Genomic DNA, 18898 nt, shown 5'->3' with positions numbered 1-18898 from the left:
GCGGGGGATCCCATTGGGGTCTCCCCGAAAAAGTTGGGAGAAGAAGAGATGAAGATGAGAAAGCTGCTGCCAGGGCTTCTTTTGTTTTTCATGTTTTTATCATGCAGTGTCCTGGCTGTCTGCTTCCTGTGGAAAGGAACAGAGGTGCCGAAAGAGCCGGTCCTCTTTGGGATGGTGGATATCACGGTGGATAAAGGGGATAAGCTGCCGGACCTGAAAGAAAACCTGACCATGAATGAAGCAGTGGAGACTGTGGTGATCGATACCAGTGAGGTCGATCTTAACGAACCGGGAGAGTATCCCATCCGGTACCGTTACACGGATCTATCCGGGCAGGTCTATGAAAAGACCGTCTGGTGTACCGTAGAAGAAAAGGACCCCGGAGAAGAAGAAAGACAGGAGGCTCCAGAACCCGGCGGGACAGGCATCGTCGTTTTCCGGGCAAACGTCCCAAAGACAAGGGATACTTCACACCTCCTGTTTTATACCCTGCTGTTACAGCTGTCACTGGCAGGGTGCGGGGCCAGTGTCTACCGGATCATCCGGTCAAAAAAGGAGGGACGATAACAAGGTATGAATGGACATTTTGAAAGGGAGACGGAGACGATGGAACGGATCCGGAAGCTCTTTGCGGAACGGGATGAGGAATACGCAAAGAAGGAATCCCTGTATAAAGAAAGAAAAGATGCTCTGTGCCGTCAGGAAACCGCCTGTGAAGCGAAGCAGGAACAGCTTAAAAAGAGAGAAGAGGCCCTGGCGGAAAAAGAAAAGGAGTATGCCGGGAGGGAAGCAGTGCTCCTTGCCGGTGAAGAAAAAATAGAGAAAGAAAAAGAAAACCTGAAAGAGGAAAAAGAAAGGCAGGAAAGGGAGAAGGACCATGCCATGCTCCAGATCTCCATCTTAAAGGAGGAGGCACGGAATGAGAAACTGAAAGCCCAGAGATTATCGGAAGAGTATGAAAACCGCCTTTTGCTTCTAAATGAAGGGAAGGTTGTGTTGGAACAGGAGAGAGAGCCTTCACCAGATGAAATCCTTTCTCTGAAAGAGCAGTGCCAGACCCTTCAGGAAAAGAATGAGGCTCTGGAGAGAGAAAATGAAGCCCTGAAGGAAGAGAAGGAACGGCTGCAGAAGGAAAAAGGGGAGCTGTTTCGGAAACTCATGATGGCTGGAAATAACTACTTCCCTGAAAAGAGTGATCCTGTAACGGAAGAGAGAACCGAGAGCAGGGGACAGGAAGTATTGACAGAGACAGCAGAGATGGAAATGGTCGTTGTTGAAAATAAGGAGCCGGACAGAGGATCCGCCGAAGACTTGACTGCCGGGCATCTCCTTGATCACCTGCAGCAAAAAGGCGCGGAGTGTGAACTGCTCCATGCGAAAGCAGGGGAGATGGTCCGGATGGCCTTACATGGCCTCATCGTCATGGTCACATTTGAGGATCCGCCTTCTTTCCATATCCATAAAAAAGTGAAGCAGAACCGAAGGGTAAAACAGATGCTTGAAAAGATCAATATCCAGGGCATGGAAGTGAAGGCTTCCTATCACATGGAGGAGCAGGAAGTCGTACTGACGGGGCAGTTTGACCGGCAGGACAGCCCTGCTTATCTGATGGAAAAGATCGAAGAGACCATGAAGGCCTACTTTGCATGGTAAAGGAGGGGAAGGATGCCAGAGATCGATCTGATGAAAGCCGGGATCTGCCTTTCCTTTCTGGGAGGGCTGTTCCTTCTGTTTTTTGTGGTATGGCTCTTATACCGGCAGGACAGCAGGCCCGCATATAAAAAAAGGCTCCCGAAGGTCATATACGGGGATGAGGTCCGGGAGACCCTTGCCCTCTGCTATACAACGGCGAAAGACATCGAGGGGATGCTCTTTCTTGCCGGGAAGCACTGCCGGGTGAAGAAAGCAAGGATGCGGTTCAGAGCCGCCCGGAGTTACCTTGTTTCAAGCCGTTATAAAGATTATGAGACGGCGCTTTTTGTCTATGCGTCGGACGGGACGAAGACCCAGAAGGAGTTTTTTAAAAAGATCATACAGGCGGAAGCCTCCAGGTACCGGCGGCTTCCAAAGAAGGAGGATGGAATGTAAATGAGAAAGAAAAACGGGATATCAAAGATCATCATCGCCCTTGCCTTCGCAGCAGGGATTGCTTCCAATTTCGCAGCACGGTTCCTGCTGCCGAAGGTACTGCCGGAGCCATGGGTGCCCATGACGGACCTGCTCGCTTTCCTGGTGCAGGTCGTGGTATCTGTCCTGCTGATCGTGGGCATCGTCTTTGTATTTAAAATTGGAGAGGATTAAAAGAAATGACAAAAAAGAAAACATTCGATATGAAAACGGCGGGGAAGGCAGGGATGGCCTTATTCCTCCTTGCCCTTTCCGCCGGGACACCCGTCAACGCGGCGGCAGCCACAAACAGCATCACTTCGGCCTTTGATTCGATCTATGACATCATTGCCGCCATCGTGTCGAGCATCGGCCAGCTGTACCTTCTATGGGGCGTCTTTGAGTGGGCCACTGCCTTGAACTCAACCGACGGCTCCATGCAGTCCATGGCATTTAAGCGGATCGCTGCCGGTCTGGTCGCCTGCCTGGCACCCCAGATCATCAAGCTGATCAAGATCAGTTAGGAGGGATCATATGCCGGACTGGCTGACCGATTTTCTCGGAGGATTTTCCATCAACCTGGCAAACGCGGTCTGGAATAAGGCGATGGGGCTTATCAGCGGGATGCTGGCCACCTCGCCCCAGGCCTTTTCGACCGGCGCATGGGGATTTGTGGAGAATACCCTTTATCCCTGGGCCCTGTCCATCGGGGTGGGGATGTTAAACCTCTTTTTTATCATCGCCATGCTCCAGGCTGTCAGCGACTTCAGCCATAACATCACCCTGGAGATGACCATAGAGGCCCTCATCAAGATCGTTGCGGCAAATGTCATCTTCCTGAACCTGCTAAGGATCATCAAGCTGTTATTCCTTGCCGCTTCGCTGATGGCCGGGGATGTGTTCACCTTAAATGCCCCGGACCTGATCGTGGAGGACATGGACCTTGGTTCCGTCCTGTTTTACCATCTCTTCGGGATCTTTTTTGTCCTGGCGGCGGTCGTGTGCAGCTTTCTGATGCTCCTTACCGTGTATGGGCGCTACATCAGGCTGTACCTTCTGGTGGTGATGGCGCCCTTTGCGGTGCCTGCGCTGATCGGAGGCCGCGGGGTGGAGAGGAGCTTTTATGCATGGGTAAAGACGTTCCTGTTAAATGCCTTTGAGATCGTGGTGATCGCCCTCGTCATGGCCATCTCCTTTCAGATCTCCAGCTCCGGGATCACGATATTTGACGGGCATTCCATGGCGGCATCGGCAGTGGACGGGTTCTGGGACGCCTTAAACGCCCTGTTTACCATGATACTGATGACGGCATCGGTAAAAGGCGCAAACAGTCTTTTGCAGCGTGCCTTTGGATTATAGGAGGATGAGATGAAGATCAATATCAATGAAGACTTTAATGAAGCGTTCCCCGATGAGGCCTTTGCGGGGTTTACCTTAAAGCAGTGCCTGGTGGGAGGCGGGGCCTTTGCCCTTGCGGTAGCAGCCGCCCTTCTCTTATGGCGGTTTGCCGGGATCGGGATCGTGGAATGCACCTACATCGCGGTGCCTGCCATGTTCCCGGTCTGTGCACTGGGGCTTGGGAGATACCAGGGGCAGGGCATCCTGCAGATCATAAAAGAATGGGATTACTGCCGCAAGACAAGGCGGCTTTTGTATGAGGCGGGGGAAAAGCCGGAGGGAAAGGAACGGACATTCCATATGGAAAAAGGAGCAGAAGACAAGACAGGAAGGAGGGGAGAGCATGGTCGTAAACGCAAACGCAAGGTTTAATGCCGCCAGGAGAAAGAGCATTCCCTGTGTGAAGATCCCGAAAAACGTAAAACAGGCCTTAAACATCGATACGATGTATCAAAACGGGATGGCAAAGGTGGAGCCGCTAAAGAAGAACTGCCTGTATGACCGGTGCTATCTCTTTGAGGAGATCAATTACATCAATAAGGACGAGGAAGAAAAAGACCGGTTTTTAAACCAGTTCATGGACTGGCTCAAGGCCATGAACGTGGATTTCAAGATCAGCATCGTCGATGAATACCAGAGCATGGATGCGTTTTTAGAAAGGATACGGACAGTGCCGAATGAAGGAGCCTATCCGGAAGTGGAGGAAGGGATAAAGGGATGGATCGGGGAAAAGCTTTCCGAGACGAACCCGAACGTTGCCACCCTCCGGTACCTGACCGTCTCCTGCCGGGCGGATTCCCCGGCGGAGGCAGGGATCCTCTTTAATGCCCTGGATACGACGATTTGTACCATGTTCCACTGCTGGCAGGGCAGGATCCACCGGATGGACGGGGAGGAGAGGCTTAGGTGCCTCCATTCCCTCCTCCGCGTCGGAAAGAAAGAGGAAGAGAAATATCAGTATCTGGATGAAAAGGGCCGGCATGACTGGAAAAATGACGTGCTGCCAAAGACCATCCGGCAGAAAGAAAATTTCCTCATCCTGGATGATGTCTGTCTGTCCGTCCTGTTCGGATGGAAGTTCCAGAGCGCCATCGATCCGGATACCTGTATCCGGAAGCTGGCAAATGTGGAGTTCCCCTCCCTGGTCACCATGGACTTTGCCCCGGTCCCGCAGGAGAGGATCCTCGAAAAGCTGGCGGCGGCCTGCATGAACAACGAAAAGGCGATCAGCGAGGAGGAGGAGAGGAAGCGGAAGAACCAGGTGATCTCCATCGGGCCTTCCTATCCAAAGCAGAGGAAAAAGGACGGGATCGAAGGCTACCTTGACCAGGTGGTGGAAAACGATGAGACCGGGTTTTTCATGAACTTCCTCGTGGCCGTGACGGCGGGGGATGAAGATACCCTTGCCGAGCGGGTAAAAAAGATGCAGGCCATCGGTTCCAAAGAGGGGATCGTGCTGGAAACGGCAGACTACCAGCAGTTAAAGGCGTTAAATACGGCCCTGCCTTACGGCGGAAGGCAGGTGGACTATATGCGGTTCTTCCTTTCCTCTTCCGTAGCCGCTTTCCAGCCGTTTCATGCCCAGGACATCATTGAGCCCGGGGGATATATGTACGGCCTGAACAGGACCACGAAGCAGCTGATCTTCGGCAACCGGAAGATGCTGATGAACCCCCATGGGATCATCATCGGGCATACCGGTTCCGGGAAGTCCGTCCTCGTCAAGATGACGGAGATCCTCCAGACCCTGGTCAGTACCGACGATGACATCCTCATCATAGACCCCCAGAACGAATTTGAGGATATCGTAAAAGATAACGGCGGTTCCTATTTCGACCTGACCCCGAAGAGCCGGATATACCTCAATGGGTTCGAGGTCCCGGAGGGCGTGTTTTATGGCAGCCGGGATATCAGGGAACGGTTCACCGCCACGCAGGCAAAGTATGCAAAGAGCCTGACGGCGGCCATCATGAACAACATCACCTTTACCCAGGAACACGCCTCGGTCGTGGGACGCTGCACAAGGAAGATGTTTGAAGAGTGTTTTGCCCAGAAAAACCTGAAAAAACAGCCAACACTCCGTCTGTTAAGGGAGGAGATACGGAAAGAACTGGACCGGGCGGAAAACGAGTATGACAAAAATGTGATCCGCCCGATTTATAACAGTATGGAGGAGTACACCGCAGGCTCCTGTGATATGCTGGCCCGCCCGTCTACGGTCAGGCTGGAAAACCGGCTGGTAGGCTTTGGGATGAAAAATGTGCCGGAGGATAACTGGGAGGCGGTGATGCTCACCATTATGCACTATACTTCCTCCAGGATGGAATATAACCAGTCCCTGCAGAGGGCCACCCATTTCATCGTGGATGAGACCCAGGTGGTCAGCAAAAAGGGGACGTCGGCGGACCAGCTGAACACGGCTGTCGCCACCTTCCGTAAATTTGGCGGGATCTGTACCATGGTCCTGCAGAACCTGACGGCAGCCCTTCACAATGAGCAGTTAAAAGAACTGTTTTCGAACTGTTCTTATAAATGTTTTTTAGATCAGGGAGGCGTGGATGCCAACGCCTTAGCAGAGATCCAGGAATTATCCAGGGCGGAATTTGATGCACTGAACTCCGGTGAGACCGGGCAGGGCGTGATGGTCTGGGGGAAAAAGGTGGTCCTGTTCGATGCCAAGATATCGAAGGAGAATGTCCTTTACCCGCTCATCAGCACCAACTTCCATGAAAAAGCGGAGGAAAAGAACATGGCACCGGCGGATATGGCTAAACTGCCAGAGCAGAAACCGGAAACAGACAGGGAAGAAGACCACATGGAGCAGATCATCATCCGGATGGCAGGGATCACACCGGTCACAGCTGGGGATATCCTGTCGGTGTTAGACATCACGGAAGAGGAAGCGGAGGAAAAGCTGCTTGCCTTATGCCGGGATGGAAAACTGATATCCACCTGGGAAGGCGGCATCCTCCGCTATAAGAAAGAGGGATGATATGGGCATAAAGAAAAGCAGGGGCACCGCGCTCCGGAAAGTAAGCGCCTCCTATCAGGTCTCTAAGAGCGGGGTAAAAAAAGCAAAGCAGCAGGTCCGTCCCATGGGAGAGGATGAGGAAAGGGAAGGCAGGGAAACCGTTCCCTCCTCTGTTCCTTTGTCCCACTTTTTAAACCGGAAGGAGAAGAAAGCATGGGACCGGCTTCCGGAACGCAGGAAACAGCAGTACATAAAAGAGGCATCCCGTGATGTGGAAAAGAAAAAGGGAGCCAGAGGCGTCTTCATTTCTGATGCAGAAAAAAGAGCGGCAGGGCAGTCTTCAAAAAGAAAAGAGGAGCAGAGAAAAAGCCTGCAAAACAGCCGTATTCAGACGGAAAAGACGACCGGAGATAAACGGGAGCAAAGAAAGGAAACAGAAAGTAAAGAGGTTTCAAATGCCGTGCCGTTATCCGGCCACCGTCCAGCGGGGACAGCAGCTCCCGGCGTGAAAAGCGGTACTGCTCCCACATCCCCTGCCGGGCTCACGGTCCTTATCGCAAAGCGGACGGCAGAACGGTTTAAGGAAGCGAACCGGCGGAAAAATGCTGCCATTGAGAGCAGACGTGTCCAGATCCAGTCAGAACTGTCCAGACAGATGCAGGACAACCGGGAGATGGGGAACGTAAAGCAGGCGGCTGCTTTTGTGACCGCGGCCATGGCTTCTGCCATCCTGGCAGTCACTACGGCAGCCATCCAGCTTGCCGCAACGGTCGTGGTCACGATGCTTGCCATCCTGATCCCGGTGATCGTGGTGGCGGTGGTGATCGGCGTGGTGGCCAGCCTCATTGCCGGGGTCATCGCAGCCCTCAGTACGACCTATGCATCCGGTTCCGGGGAGGATATCGTTGCCGTTGCCATCCAGGAGATCGGCTACCGGGAAGGACCCGGAAACGAAACGAAGTACGGGGAATTTACCGGGGCCAACGGCCTTGCCTGGTGCCATTCCTTTGTGAGCTGGTGCGCCAACGAATGCGGGTTCATCAAGATGGGCATCCTACCGAAGACTGCATCCTGTGAGGAGGGCAGGCAGTGGTTCATCCGCCATCAAAAATACCAGAAAAAAGAGGCCGGTTACATCCCGCAGCCGGGGGATATCCTTTATTTTGATTACGAAGGGGAAGGGGAATCCCATCATGTAGGGATCGTCGAATACACGGAAAATGATGTGGTCCATACCATCGAGGGGAACAAAAGGGACCAGGTCATGCGGGCCCATTACCCGCTTGCCTATGGCGGCATCATGGGCTACGGGCAGCCGGATTATCCGGAAAACGGCATCAATGCCTGTGGGAATGTACAGGATTTCCTGGGGTACTGTGACAGAATCTCGGCGGCCATCTTAAATGACGGGAACTGGGTCTATTCCAACTCCAATCTGGAAGGTTCTTTTGAAAAAGCGAGAAATGCCAGCGTGCGAAAGACCAACTGTGCCCATTATGTGAGCATGGCCATGCAGGAGTTTGGCACTTTAAAACCGGGCCAGTTCATTTACAGCAACGCCGAAAACAGGCTGGTGGCCAGCAGCCAGGTGAGAAAACAGCTTGAAAAATACTATGAGATCATTTCCGTCGGCGGGAAGATGCCAACGGAAGCCGGGCTCAGGGCAGGGGATATCTGCCTCTACCACCTGCACACCAATGTCTATGCCGGTAAAAATACAAATGGAAAAATGATCTGGTATGATTACAGCCGTTCCCAGACCTCAGACGGCAGAGAAAACAGCGGATATTTCGTAAAAGGGATGAAGACCGGGGACAGTGTCGGAGGAAAGATCTATACCATCCTCCGGTTAAAAGACCAGGATGCCTATGGGACAGGAAAGACCATCACCCTGCCATCAGGACTGGGCGATGTGTATTCCTACATGGGATGGAGCATGGTCACCAACCGGTTAAGCCGTCAGTACCGCCTACGGGTAAACTCCGGGGAGCATTATGATGCCAACGGCTTTGGAAAGATCGGGGACCGGTACGTGATCGCCTGCACTTCCACCTTCGGGGAAGTCGGGGATGAAGTGGACTTTGTCCTGGCAAACGGCAGGGTCATCCACGGGGTGATCGGGGACCAGAAAAGCCAGGCGGACTCCGACTGCAATAAATGGGGGCACCAGTACGGCCACTGTGTGGTGGAGTTCTGCGTGGACAAAGCATCATGGTACGGTTCCGGGAAAACGGTCACAAGGTATCATCCGGAATGGGCGGGGACCACCGTCGTGAAGGCAGTCAACTTAGGAAAGAATCATTTAAAATAAGAAACGTTCATGGAGGGATCCGATGAAAAAAAGAAGGATAGTGATATTTATGGGACTGTTTTTATCAGCCATCCTTGTTGTGGCACTGGCAGGGATCTTTTTTATGAGGGGAGGTGAAAAAACAAAAAAACCGGAAACCGATACCGAAGCAGAGATCAGGGAAACGGAGGTACAGGAACAGACCACAGAAGGAACAGATGGTTCCTGTACATTCCTTTCCCTAGGAAATATTTATTATCTCCTTCCGGAAGAGGAAGCCGGATTTAAAGAGCAGGTCAGGGATTTCCTGAAAGAAAATGGAATGGCGGCAGATACAGTCACGGCCCTTGGAAAAGTGGAGGATGACAAGGCATCCCCAAAAGGAACGGCGCAGTTTTATCTGCAGCTTGATGATGCTGGCCGGTCTGTTTTACAGGTCCGTTATGAAAAAGAAACCGGGAAATTTTCCATTGCTCCATACGAAGAGACGATAGAAGACATCGAAGACTACGGTGGAATGAAACAGCCAGATGGGGAAGCCACGGAAGCTGCACCGGAATACTCCGCCCAGGGAACGGAACCGATCGACTTCGGCCTTCCCCAGATCACCGATCCGGATGGGGAACTTTCCAGTATGGGAGATATGGAGACCCTGCAAAACAACCTCCTTATCTTTCTCAATGAAAACCTGGAAGAGCGGAGATTATTTTACGTCTCTTCTTTTGAAAAAACAGAGACGGGATATGAAGTGGTCCTGGAATTTGAAACCTCCCGAATCGATGGACAGAGCATTGAAGTGAAATATTCTGACGGGAGATATGAATTTAGGTGGAGATAATACTATATGTTGTGGTTGCTTGTCTGGTAATTCTTTTGATTATATGTTATATTCATAATATTAATTAAAGTATTATAAGATCGAAATTTATTGAAAAAGGGAAAAGGTTGAAAATATGGATAATACTAAGAGAGAAAAGACAGAATTAGAAAAAAATATCTATAAAGATATTCAATCTGAAATTCGTAAGTACTATGATAGTGAGGGTGTAGAATACAAAGATAAAGAAGAACCAGAGGACACTATAATAGACTTTTTTTCATATCTATTTAGGCTGATACCTGTGACTCAAAGAAAAGTACATTATTCTAAGGAACTATTGAGCAAATTAAATTTAAATGAAATATCAAAAGAATATGTAGAAATCCTAAAAATGTTTGAAGATTCATTTTCAGCAGGAAAGGATATGAACATCTTTCTTTCAAACAACATAAAAAAATCACGAGCAACAGATTTTTTACGATATACATGGCAGCTGTTTCACTTGCATATGAGTGGAAAATATGTTGAAGATAAAAAGCAAATGAAGAATAACAGAAGTGATATGCAATTACTTTCCATAATTGATTTGAATGATGTATATTTCATAGATGTAATACCACATCCAACAAAGCCAGAAGAATATTTCAATATACAAAGTTTGGAAATAATTATAAAAAATGGATGAATGAATAAAATAGGTTTTATTGAAATAACGAATATGATTCCGGGAACATTGGAACCGAAAATAACAGAGGATAAAGACATTTTTAAAATATACAGCAAAGGTAGTGGAAATATAGCATTTGAATTTCAGAAAAAGGGTTATTGTTCTATTCGACCATTAAATTGTACGAGAAGACCATATGTAGCCATAAAAAAAATGGAAAAAATTAATAGAGAAATATACAAATTTAATAGTATTAAAGGAACATATATAGGATTTGAATTAAGATGTAATGATCAAGGAATTTTGGTAGGACGTGTTGAGTTTAAGACATCAACAGGCAAAATTAACTTTTACAATATTTTTTAGCAAATATGATTTTAATAGAATGCTTATATGAAAAACGAGATGTACACTCAGCTTCCTTTAGTAAATTGGAATTGCTACATTTGATAGAACTGAGAGTGTTTGGTAAAGAAATTTGAAATACGATAAGATAATTGGAGGTGTAACATGGCAGATACAAAAAAAGAGCATTATGTGCCTAGGTGTTACCTTGAAAATTTTGCAACTGCTGGGAAGCGAATTGATGTATTTGATAAATGGAAACTAATGGTTCGAACTAACCAAGATATTCTGAATGTAGCAATGGAAAATGGCTTTTATGATTTGGATCTTCTTCGGCTTATGAAAGGTCTTAAAACAGATGTGTACGAACAAATGAAAGTAGATTTAATGAAAATTGTGGGGACAGACTGTTGGAATGATGTGGAAGCTATTATTGGAAACAGCAAATATATTGAAAAAAAACATTTTGCAGGATTTGAAGGAGTATATAGCCAACTATTGAAATCTATAATTGGTAAGAGCTACAATGGTAATAAATGGGTTATTAAAAACTGCCTAGCGATGTCAGAACATGAGAAAGAGATGCTTTCTTTTTTTATATCCATTCAAGTAATTAGGACAAAAAAATTCAGAGAAACTTTGGGAGATATGGTTGCCGGTACAGCTCAAACTCTTGCGTATAAGACGCAGATGAATAACATAGACGCACAACCAAAAGAAGCGTTTGAAGTGAAAGCAAATCCAGATTTTATTAAACTACAACATAGTATGATGATTCTTGATCCAGCGATTACAGTTCGCTTGACAGAAATCTTGGTTGACCATGTATGGGTAATGTGTGTAAATAAAACAGATATACCTTTCTACACATCGGATGATCCAGTAGTAAAAATCCCACATAAAAAGGACAAGTTTATTAATTATGGTGGATTCGCATCTCCAGGAATTGAAATAGTGTTTCCAGTATCGTCTTCATTATTGCTTTGTATGTTTGACTCAAAAACATATGGACCTATTTTCAAAGACAGACAGTTTTATGTAATGTCTGATGTGGAGGAAGTTACATACTATAATTTACATCAGGTAGCACATAGTTATAGGTGTGTATTTTCTAATGGAGACGATTTTAAGGTTGCAAAAAAATATTGTAAGAAATATCCCGAATTGCAGGAGTATCAATCCGAGATAGAAGTTCTGTAATATGGAATAATAGATATTTACGTAGACGAAAGAGTTTATTCCAGAGCTATTCCGGATATTTCCATGTCAAAACGTAGGTGATACAGTTTAATCAACGAAGAACTGAACGCATCCCTATAAAAGAGTGCGACAGATTCCAGTTTTAGAACTGGAGAAATCGGAATTTAGAGGGATAATAGGGTGAAAAAAAGATCTAATTCATGGAACAAGGAGAAAGAATATGATTGATGTAAATGTATCTGTTTCAGGTATTATAATGTGTTGTGATGAAAGCCTTTGTGGCTTAGCTTTGGGCAGGGGATATACTATTGAAAAATGTAAGTTTGATACGTTATTTTTCAAAGATAAAATAACTAATGGACGGGGGCAGTTAGATACTGACTATTTTGGCTCTCGTATAATTGAAGACGGAAATGTATTCTTCATCTGTATAAACAAGAATGAGGTTATACAGATAGAAGGTTCAAACTTCAGCACATTTAAACACGTGGCAACAGGTAATGATTTTATGTGCGAAGATAAACTTGGACAGTACATGGAAAAGGAAAAGAAATTTTTATACGAACAAATCAATCTTCTCAGACTTTTTAAGTCGGGTAATATTGGATTCAGAGATGTTTTCTTCCATTGCTCGTTCCATGAAATGGGCATAATTAGTAACACGATAGATCATTGTATCCATAATCAAACACGAAATACTATTGAAAGTGGACGATTTACGTTAAGTGAGGCAGAAATTGTTTCATGCAACCAGTGGCTGAATGATTATTGTAATGCACCGTATGCACTGTTGAAAGATTGTATTGATGAGTTTTCTTGGGGATTAGAACAGATTGACATTCCGACTGGATTCGAACAGTATACAACGGCATTGGAAATGACTCTCCTGCCACAAAATCAGCCCGGTAAAAAACAAATGCTGGCTAATAGAATCAGTGCGATGTTAGGAAATACATCGGCAGAAATCCAACAGCTTCATCAAAAAGTACTGAATTTTTATAGATTTCGTTCTGAATCGTTGCATGAGGGTGATGGTTCTAATATTACAGATTCCGAGTTGCATAATCTTGAAAATATAACAAGAGAAATATTAAAAAAATGTCTTATTCGTTGTAAAATTGAGCATAATTTAAATTCTAATATTACATGGAATGAAATAAAAGATATGATTATGAATGACCTGATTGCGCAAGTCACATCATTAAAAAATGCAGGCGTTTTGCCCACATAAAATTATTTTAAAGGTTGTTATAATAATATAGATGATAATGGAAAGATAACTTTGAGTTTTTTAGAAATGAAAAATCAGTAATTGTGAATTAAAAATTCTTCGCAATCAGAGAGGTGACTAAATCAACATAGAAACAATTAATTTAGCCATCAATATAGTTTTTTTGCTGATAAAAGCATTGAAAAAGTATATTAAAATTGAACCAGTAAGAAAGTAAAAGCAGAAAATGCAAAATCGCATGGAGAAGTTTGAAAAGACATCGAACGGAATGCAAGATGATTCAAGAGTTTCTAACGGAGACATTAGGTGTGAGTAGACAGGCAGTTTCTAAATGGAAAAACGAGATGTCTGGTCCAAGTACGAGGAATCTTATGTATTGGAAAAATTTTTTAATATGACACCAGAAGATTTGCTGAAAGAAGCACAGTGAAATTACAGTTTAGAAACCAGTATTTGTATGGAGAAATTTGATATGAGATTATTTAAGACATTGGGAAATACTTTGAGTTACGAAGATGTTGTACAGCTTGATGGCGCATTCTCGGTTGCCCACCTGAATTATGATAAATCACCGATGTTTAATGGATCTGATTGTAGAAGTCTGGCAAAAGATTCAAGAAGCAATAGTTTATCATCTCAAGATAAAATTGAAAATGTTATTGAATGTATAGATTCCTTTGATGGAACAGAAAAAAATTTCAAAAAGAATGACCGAATATTATTATGGAAAAATTATTGGATGGAATATATAAATGCTTTTGATAAACTTATGGATTCTTTGCCGCATTCGGTAGTTACAATTTTTGTTGGCAGACAGGCAATTGAAATTGGTTTTAAGTATTTATTGCTTAAAAAAACTGGGCAAATAAATAGAAAACATGATTTAGGAGAATTAGCTGATTTATTCTTTAAAGAGTATGAAATTAATGAGAGTTACATGGAATGGGTGGATGTGTTTTGTAAAAAATATTGTATGTATATTGAAGGTGGAAATGATGAGTATTTTAGATATCCGGAGTATAAAAAAAACACATATTTTGCAGGCAACCGGTTAGACATAAAATGGTTGTCTAATAATTTCGCTTTGATATTATTAAAGTTAATTCACTTTGCTGAGTTAGACACTGAAATGTAAAAAAGCCGATTATGCTTAATACTTGTAGTTTGGAGAAATACAGAATCTATATTACAAATTTCCATTTGCATTAAAATAAGAAAATTTAATATTATGAAATGAAATCCTCAAACTGAGCACATGCAATCCGTTTGAGGATTTTTTATGCCTTTTCCAATGGAAAATGGCATTTGCTGCCGTAGGGTTTTAGGGGGCATCCCCTAACAAGATCATGGCATTTTGTATATACAAAATGCGTATCTTGCAAAAGCCTTGCGGCTTTTTTGTCCCATAAATGGAACAAGGTTCGAGAAATGGAACGAGGAAATGTCCCAAAAATGGAACAAGGTTCGAGAGTGGAACGAGGAGATGTCCCCAAAATGGAACAACGTTCGGGAGTGGAACGAGGAGATGTTCGAGAAATGGAACAACGTTCGAGAATGGAACGGGGAGATGTTCCGGAAATGGAACACGGGAACGTATAAGAACAGGGACTTTTGAAAGGAGGTGGACAGATGATCGATAAACATTTCCGGCTGACAGAAGAAGCCGTTGAGCAGATCGGGAGGAGGGATAAGATACGATACCCGACAGAAAGCAGGTTTATTGCCGATGCAGTCAGTGCATTTTCCGAAAAGGCAGATAACGAAAAGGAGGAAAAGGAACTAAAAAGGTTATGCAGGAAGCTGGAAGGATTTATCCGGTGGCTGCAGGAAAATTCCCCGTGGGATGGGCAGGGTGAACCTGCAGACAGGCAGGCGGATCCCTACGATTACCTGGACGGGATATGATCCTGTAAAAAGAAAAATGAAAAGGAGGTTTTGATGCCATGGGATGGAAAGAGACCATCGAAAAGCTGGAAAAGGAGCTGGAAAAAATAGAGGAGAAGGAGAAAAAAATCTCTGAAAATAAAAAAGAGGTCCGGGCAAAACTTGCGGCAGCAAAAAAGGGCCAGGAAGCAGAAAAGAATAAAAAGATCGCATCCCTCATCGAAGGCCAGCTTGGAGACCTGAGTGATGAAAAACTGGATATGTTAAAGCTCATCCTGGAAGACAACGCATCCGTATTTCATATCGGGAGGGAGCAGGCAGGGAGTGATCCGCAGTGGAAAGGAGGTGACGGGGAAACATAATGGGGAGGGACAAGACATTTCTCATCCGTTTTACGGAAGAAGAATTCGCCCTGCTGGAGGAGTATGCCGAAAAAGATGCCGCGACCCACACGAAAAAGACAAAGGAAAAAAATATCTCTGCTTACATCAGGAAATGTATCTTTTCTTCCGCCAGGCAGCCATGGGAGCTGAAAAAAGAATTAAAGGAACTCAGCTATCAGGTCCGGAAGATCGGCGTGAACATCAACCAGGCCGTCACAAAAATAAACAGCGGGTACGGCAGCCCCTCTGACATCCGGATGTTACAGCAGTGCCTGGCTGATGTGGAAAATAGGGTGAAGGGGGTGGAGATGCAGATCGAAAAAAACTATGGCGATAACGAAACTCATGCACATCAATCCGGATAAGAGAGGGGGAACTGGACATCTGAAAAACAGCCTCCGGTATATCTTAAATCCGGAGAAAACGGAGAACGGATACCTGGTGGGAGGCAATGCCGGAAATGACCCGGAAGAGATCTTCCGGGTGATGATGGAGACAAAAAAAGAATGGGGAAAAACAGATAAGAGACAGGGATATCATTTCGTGATCTCGTTTAAGCCTGGGGAAGTCACTTCTGACCAGGCTTTTCTGGTCCTTAAGGAATTCTGCGAGGAATATCTGGGGGAAGATTACGACTATGTCTTTGCCATCCACACGGACCAGGACCACCAGCACGGGCATATCATCTTTAATTCCGTGAACCGGGTGAGCGGATATAAATACCGTTATGAAAAAGGTGACTGGGAAAAATTTATCCAGCCTGTCACGGACAGGATCTGTGAAAGATATGGGATCTCCAGGCTGGAGTTTGACCAGGATAGAAAGGCCGGGAGATCGTATGCAGAACATGATGCCGAAAAAAAGGGACGGCCCACCTGGACGAAGATCATACAGGCCGACATTGATTTTGCGGTCTCCCGTTCCCAGTCCTGGGAAGAGTTCCTCGTGCAGATGAAACAGCTCGGATACCGGATCAGAGAAGGAAAACATACCACCTTTATCCCGCCGGGTGCGAAAAAGGGAAGGAGGGACATCACATTAGGGGAGGGATACCGGAAGGAAGACATCCTAAAAAAGATATCACAGGAAACACTCCGGGCAGAGACGGTTAAGATCCTGTCCTCCAGGCTGGAACAGTCTTATGAAAAAGGCCTGGAAAAATATCTGACAGTCACACTGACACGGTATCAGATCCAGAGGGTGAAGCTGTTTTACCGGGCGGGCCATTATCTCGAAGAAAAAAATCCCTATGCGGTCTCTGACCGGGATATCAGAAAACATGCCATCCATATCCAGAGGCTGTATGAGGAATGCCGGTACATCCTGGAACATGATATCAAAGACCTGGATGGATTAAAAAGCCGGATGGAAGGATTGAAGGAAAGGGAGGCGGGACTGAAAAAACGAAAGGGGGACAGGAAACAGGATCCGAAGAAGGAGCAGGAGAGGAAAGCCCTCCTCCGGGAGATACGGAAAGAGAGGAGGATGGCAGAGCGGATGATAGAAGAGGATGAAAAGCGGAGGATGCCGGAAAAAGAAAAGACCAGAGAGCCAAAAAGGAGATGAGCAGATGGATGAAACGATCACAGCTGTCAAACAGCACCAGGGCATCCTGAACCAGAGCAGATGCCCCGAAGAAGTAAAGCAGTATGTCCAGGCCATCCCGGACGGCCTGGTCTGTGAGTGGCTCTATATCTGTGCCCTGGACGGGATGGGACTGGAACAGCTGAAAAAACTCAATGAAGCGCCGGTAAAGGAGAGCCTGAAAAAAGCAGCATTCATCCAGAAAGAGAGGCAGAAGTTCCTGGCCAGGAAATACTGGAAGGATCCGGAGACCCTGCGGCAGGTAGAGGAGCTGCGCCAGAGGGTCTCAGAGCTCCATGAGGAAAGCCGGGAACTGCGCCATGCGGTGGATACCAGCCTGCAGGAAGCCATGAAATACCAAGAGGAGGCAGCCCGGAAACAGGAAACATCCCTGTACCATCTGATAGGTGGAAAGAATGAGCAGATAAAGGAGCGTGATAAAAAGATAGAGGAACTGGAGGGGCAGCTTCGGGAACTGAAAAAGGAACAGGAGCAGATTTATAAGAAGACGGCCCCGGAGGAAAAAGACCGGGAGGAAACAGGGCACCGGGATGCCCAGCCGAAAAAGGGAAGGCTGCCCTGTCTCTTCCGAAGAGACCCCGCCCGGATCTTTATCAGAAGGTATCTGGAAAATGAAGCATACACACAGGAACAAAAGGAATATCTCATCCGGTGTCTGGAAGAGGGGGATACGGCAAAAGAAATGGAACAGTACGCCATACCTGCCCTTTCCGCTGACATGATGGAGAGACTCAGGAAGATGATCAAAAAACAGCGATAAGGAGGAAGAAAGATGATACCGCAGACAGAATATCTGGAGAGAAAAGACCATATGGAAGGATGCCAGACGAGGATGAAGGCATACCGGGGGATCTTAGAACAGAGAAAAGACAAAAAACAGGAAAGCCGGAAGGAGAAGGGGGAATAAAGGGATGGAAAGAAAGACCGGATTTGAGGAATTTGAGGAAAACGTAAAGGACAGGATCAAAGACTATCTCCCGGAAAAGTATGAAGATGCTGTCATAGAGATCCGCCGCCATGAGAAAATAAATGAAAGCTATCTGGGAATGTGTGTGTGGACCGGAGGCAATGCGGCCTCCCCGGTCCTGAACCTGGAAAAGTACTATGCCCTGTTCCAGAACGGCCTGACCGGAATGGAAGATGTAATAAGACGCATGGCAGATATCGTACAGGAAAACACGATCCTGGTGGATCTCAGCCTCGTGACGGATTATAGCAGGATAAAAGAGAATCTTTTTATCCGGGTCTGTGATGCGGCACGCAACGGGGAGCTGCTCAAAAACATCCCGCATACCCGCATCGATGACCTGGCGGTCACCTATCATATCTTAGGGAGCATCGATGCAGGCGGCATGTCATCGATGACAGTGACCAGCCAGATGATGGCTGATCTTGGCATCACGAAAGAGCAGCTCCACCAGGATGCCATGGAAAACAGCCCGCACCTGTTCCCTCCTATGATAGAAAACATAGGTATCATGATGCGTCTCATCGATATGAAAACGGCAGGACTGGGGGAAGAGGTCATCAATGAAGTAAGGAAGACAATGGATCAGGAAATGCAGATCCCAATGCTCGTTGTCACGAACAGAGAACAAATAAACGGCGCTTCCGCCCTCTTTTATCCCGGCATCCTGGATCAGGTCGCAGAGATGATGGGGGAAGGTTATTTCATCCTTCCATCCTCAGTCCATGAATGGATCGCCGTCCCTGACCGGGAAGGGCTTGATGCCAGCCAGATGCAGGCAATGATAAAGGATGCCAATCAGAATGCAGTCACACCGGATATCCAGCTGGGGGATGCAGCATACCACTATGACCCGAAAGAGCATGTCTTTGAGAAAGCGTCTGCCTATGAGGAACGTCTTAAGAGCAGAGAACAGGATATGAAAAAAGAGGAGAAGCAGAAACAGAAGGATAACGTGATCCGCCTGTCACTGTAAAACGAAAAAGTCCTGCCGTCCTTTTAAGGGCGGCGGGACACAGAAAGGGGATTTG

At 46.3% G+C, this 18898-nt stretch carries 23 protein-coding genes; all 23 read left to right on the top strand.

The window, feature by feature from the left end:
* Positions 1 to 48: 48 nt before the first annotated feature.
* Positions 49 to 567: an immunoglobulin-like domain-containing protein gene (locus EHLA_RS09950; protein WP_096240700.1), complete on the top strand. Its 519-nt coding sequence runs from the start codon at positions 49 to 51 to the stop codon at positions 565 to 567.
* Between the two features lie 6 nt (positions 568 to 573).
* Positions 574 to 1653, top strand: coding sequence for a hypothetical protein (locus EHLA_RS09945; protein ID WP_096240697.1), 1080 nt, complete (start codon positions 574 to 576; stop codon positions 1651 to 1653).
* A gap of 12 nt (positions 1654 to 1665) precedes the next feature.
* Positions 1666 to 2088: a hypothetical protein gene (locus EHLA_RS09940; protein WP_096240695.1), complete on the top strand. Its 423-nt coding sequence runs from the start codon at positions 1666 to 1668 to the stop codon at positions 2086 to 2088.
* Positions 2089 to 2301: a hypothetical protein gene (locus EHLA_RS09935; protein WP_096240693.1), complete on the top strand. Its 213-nt coding sequence runs from the start codon at positions 2089 to 2091 to the stop codon at positions 2299 to 2301.
* 5 nt (positions 2302 to 2306) lie between these two features.
* Positions 2307 to 2630, top strand: coding sequence for a hypothetical protein (locus EHLA_RS09930; protein ID WP_096240691.1), 324 nt, complete (start codon positions 2307 to 2309; stop codon positions 2628 to 2630).
* Positions 2631 to 2640: 10 nt separating this feature from the next.
* A complete protein-coding gene (locus tag EHLA_RS09925) occupies positions 2641 to 3465 on the top strand; it encodes a hypothetical protein (RefSeq protein ID WP_096240689.1) in 825 nt (274 codons plus the stop codon).
* A 9-nt stretch (positions 3466 to 3474) separates the two neighbouring features.
* Positions 3475 to 3876: a PrgI family mobile element protein gene (locus EHLA_RS09920; RefSeq protein ID WP_096240687.1), complete on the top strand. Its 402-nt coding sequence runs from the start codon at positions 3475 to 3477 to the stop codon at positions 3874 to 3876.
* Entirely contained in the window at positions 3848 to 6496 is a 2649-nt protein-coding gene (locus tag EHLA_RS09915) for a VirB4-like conjugal transfer ATPase, CD1110 family (protein WP_157908577.1), read from the top strand. The genes EHLA_RS09920 and EHLA_RS09915 overlap by 29 nt, the downstream gene beginning before the upstream one ends.
* A gap of 1 nt (position 6497) precedes the next feature.
* Entirely contained in the window at positions 6498 to 8786 is a 2289-nt protein-coding gene (locus EHLA_RS09910) for a CHAP domain-containing protein (protein WP_096240683.1), read from the top strand.
* Positions 8787 to 8808: 22 nt separating this feature from the next.
* A complete protein-coding gene (locus EHLA_RS09905; protein ID WP_096240681.1) occupies positions 8809 to 9603 on the top strand; it encodes a hypothetical protein in 795 nt (264 codons plus the stop codon).
* 115 nt (positions 9604 to 9718) lie between these two features.
* Positions 9719 to 10270 carry a hypothetical protein gene (locus EHLA_RS09900; protein WP_096240679.1) on the top strand — a complete coding sequence of 184 codons (552 nt, stop codon included), beginning with the start codon at positions 9719 to 9721 and terminating at the stop codon, positions 10268 to 10270.
* Positions 10271 to 10618 (top strand): hypothetical protein, encoded by a 348-nt coding sequence (locus tag EHLA_RS09895; RefSeq protein ID WP_096240677.1) that lies wholly within the window; start codon positions 10271 to 10273, stop codon positions 10616 to 10618.
* Positions 10619 to 10762: 144 nt separating this feature from the next.
* Entirely contained in the window at positions 10763 to 11797 is a 1035-nt protein-coding gene (locus EHLA_RS09890; RefSeq protein WP_096240675.1) for a DUF4238 domain-containing protein, read from the top strand.
* A gap of 220 nt (positions 11798 to 12017) precedes the next feature.
* On the top strand, positions 12018 to 13028 hold the full coding sequence (locus EHLA_RS09885; protein WP_242970712.1) for a hypothetical protein: 1011 nt from the start codon (positions 12018 to 12020) through the stop codon (positions 13026 to 13028).
* A 275-nt stretch (positions 13029 to 13303) separates the two neighbouring features.
* On the top strand, positions 13304 to 13426 hold the full coding sequence (locus tag EHLA_RS17145; RefSeq protein ID WP_416791030.1) for a hypothetical protein: 123 nt from the start codon (positions 13304 to 13306) through the stop codon (positions 13424 to 13426).
* Between the two features lie 74 nt (positions 13427 to 13500).
* A complete protein-coding gene (locus EHLA_RS09880) occupies positions 13501 to 14163 on the top strand; it encodes a HEPN domain-containing protein (RefSeq protein ID WP_096240673.1) in 663 nt (220 codons plus the stop codon).
* Positions 14164 to 14657: 494 nt separating this feature from the next.
* The gene (locus EHLA_RS09870) at positions 14658 to 14933 is read left to right on the top strand and encodes a hypothetical protein (RefSeq protein ID WP_096240669.1); all 276 of its coding nucleotides are present in this window, start codon (positions 14658 to 14660) and stop codon (positions 14931 to 14933) included.
* A gap of 38 nt (positions 14934 to 14971) precedes the next feature.
* Positions 14972 to 15274 carry a hypothetical protein gene (locus EHLA_RS09865; protein ID WP_096240667.1) on the top strand — a complete coding sequence of 101 codons (303 nt, stop codon included), beginning with the start codon at positions 14972 to 14974 and terminating at the stop codon, positions 15272 to 15274.
* Positions 15274 to 15660, top strand: coding sequence for a plasmid mobilization relaxosome protein MobC (gene mobC, locus EHLA_RS09860; protein WP_096240665.1), 387 nt, complete (start codon positions 15274 to 15276; stop codon positions 15658 to 15660). Before EHLA_RS09865 ends, mobC begins: the two co-directional genes overlap by 1 nt.
* Complete coding sequence (locus tag EHLA_RS09855; protein ID WP_096240663.1) at positions 15623 to 16861, top strand: relaxase/mobilization nuclease domain-containing protein; 1239 nt, start codon at positions 15623 to 15625, stop codon at positions 16859 to 16861. Before mobC ends, EHLA_RS09855 begins: the two co-directional genes overlap by 38 nt.
* Positions 16862 to 16865: 4 nt before the next feature.
* Positions 16866 to 17660: a hypothetical protein gene (locus EHLA_RS09850; RefSeq protein ID WP_123864852.1), complete on the top strand. Its 795-nt coding sequence runs from the start codon at positions 16866 to 16868 to the stop codon at positions 17658 to 17660.
* 12 nt (positions 17661 to 17672) lie between these two features.
* Positions 17673 to 17807 (top strand): hypothetical protein, encoded by a 135-nt coding sequence (locus tag EHLA_RS16790; protein ID WP_278277453.1) that lies wholly within the window; start codon positions 17673 to 17675, stop codon positions 17805 to 17807.
* A gap of 4 nt (positions 17808 to 17811) precedes the next feature.
* Entirely contained in the window at positions 17812 to 18843 is a 1032-nt protein-coding gene (locus tag EHLA_RS09845) for a DUF5688 family protein (RefSeq protein ID WP_096240659.1), read from the top strand.
* Positions 18844 to 18898: the final 55 nt, after the last annotated feature.

This window comes from Anaerobutyricum hallii (genome assembly GCF_900209925.1).
GTDB classification, from domain to species: domain Bacteria; phylum Bacillota; class Clostridia; order Lachnospirales; family Lachnospiraceae; genus Anaerobutyricum; species Anaerobutyricum soehngenii.
This window is presented reverse-complemented; position numbering and strand designations above follow the sequence as displayed.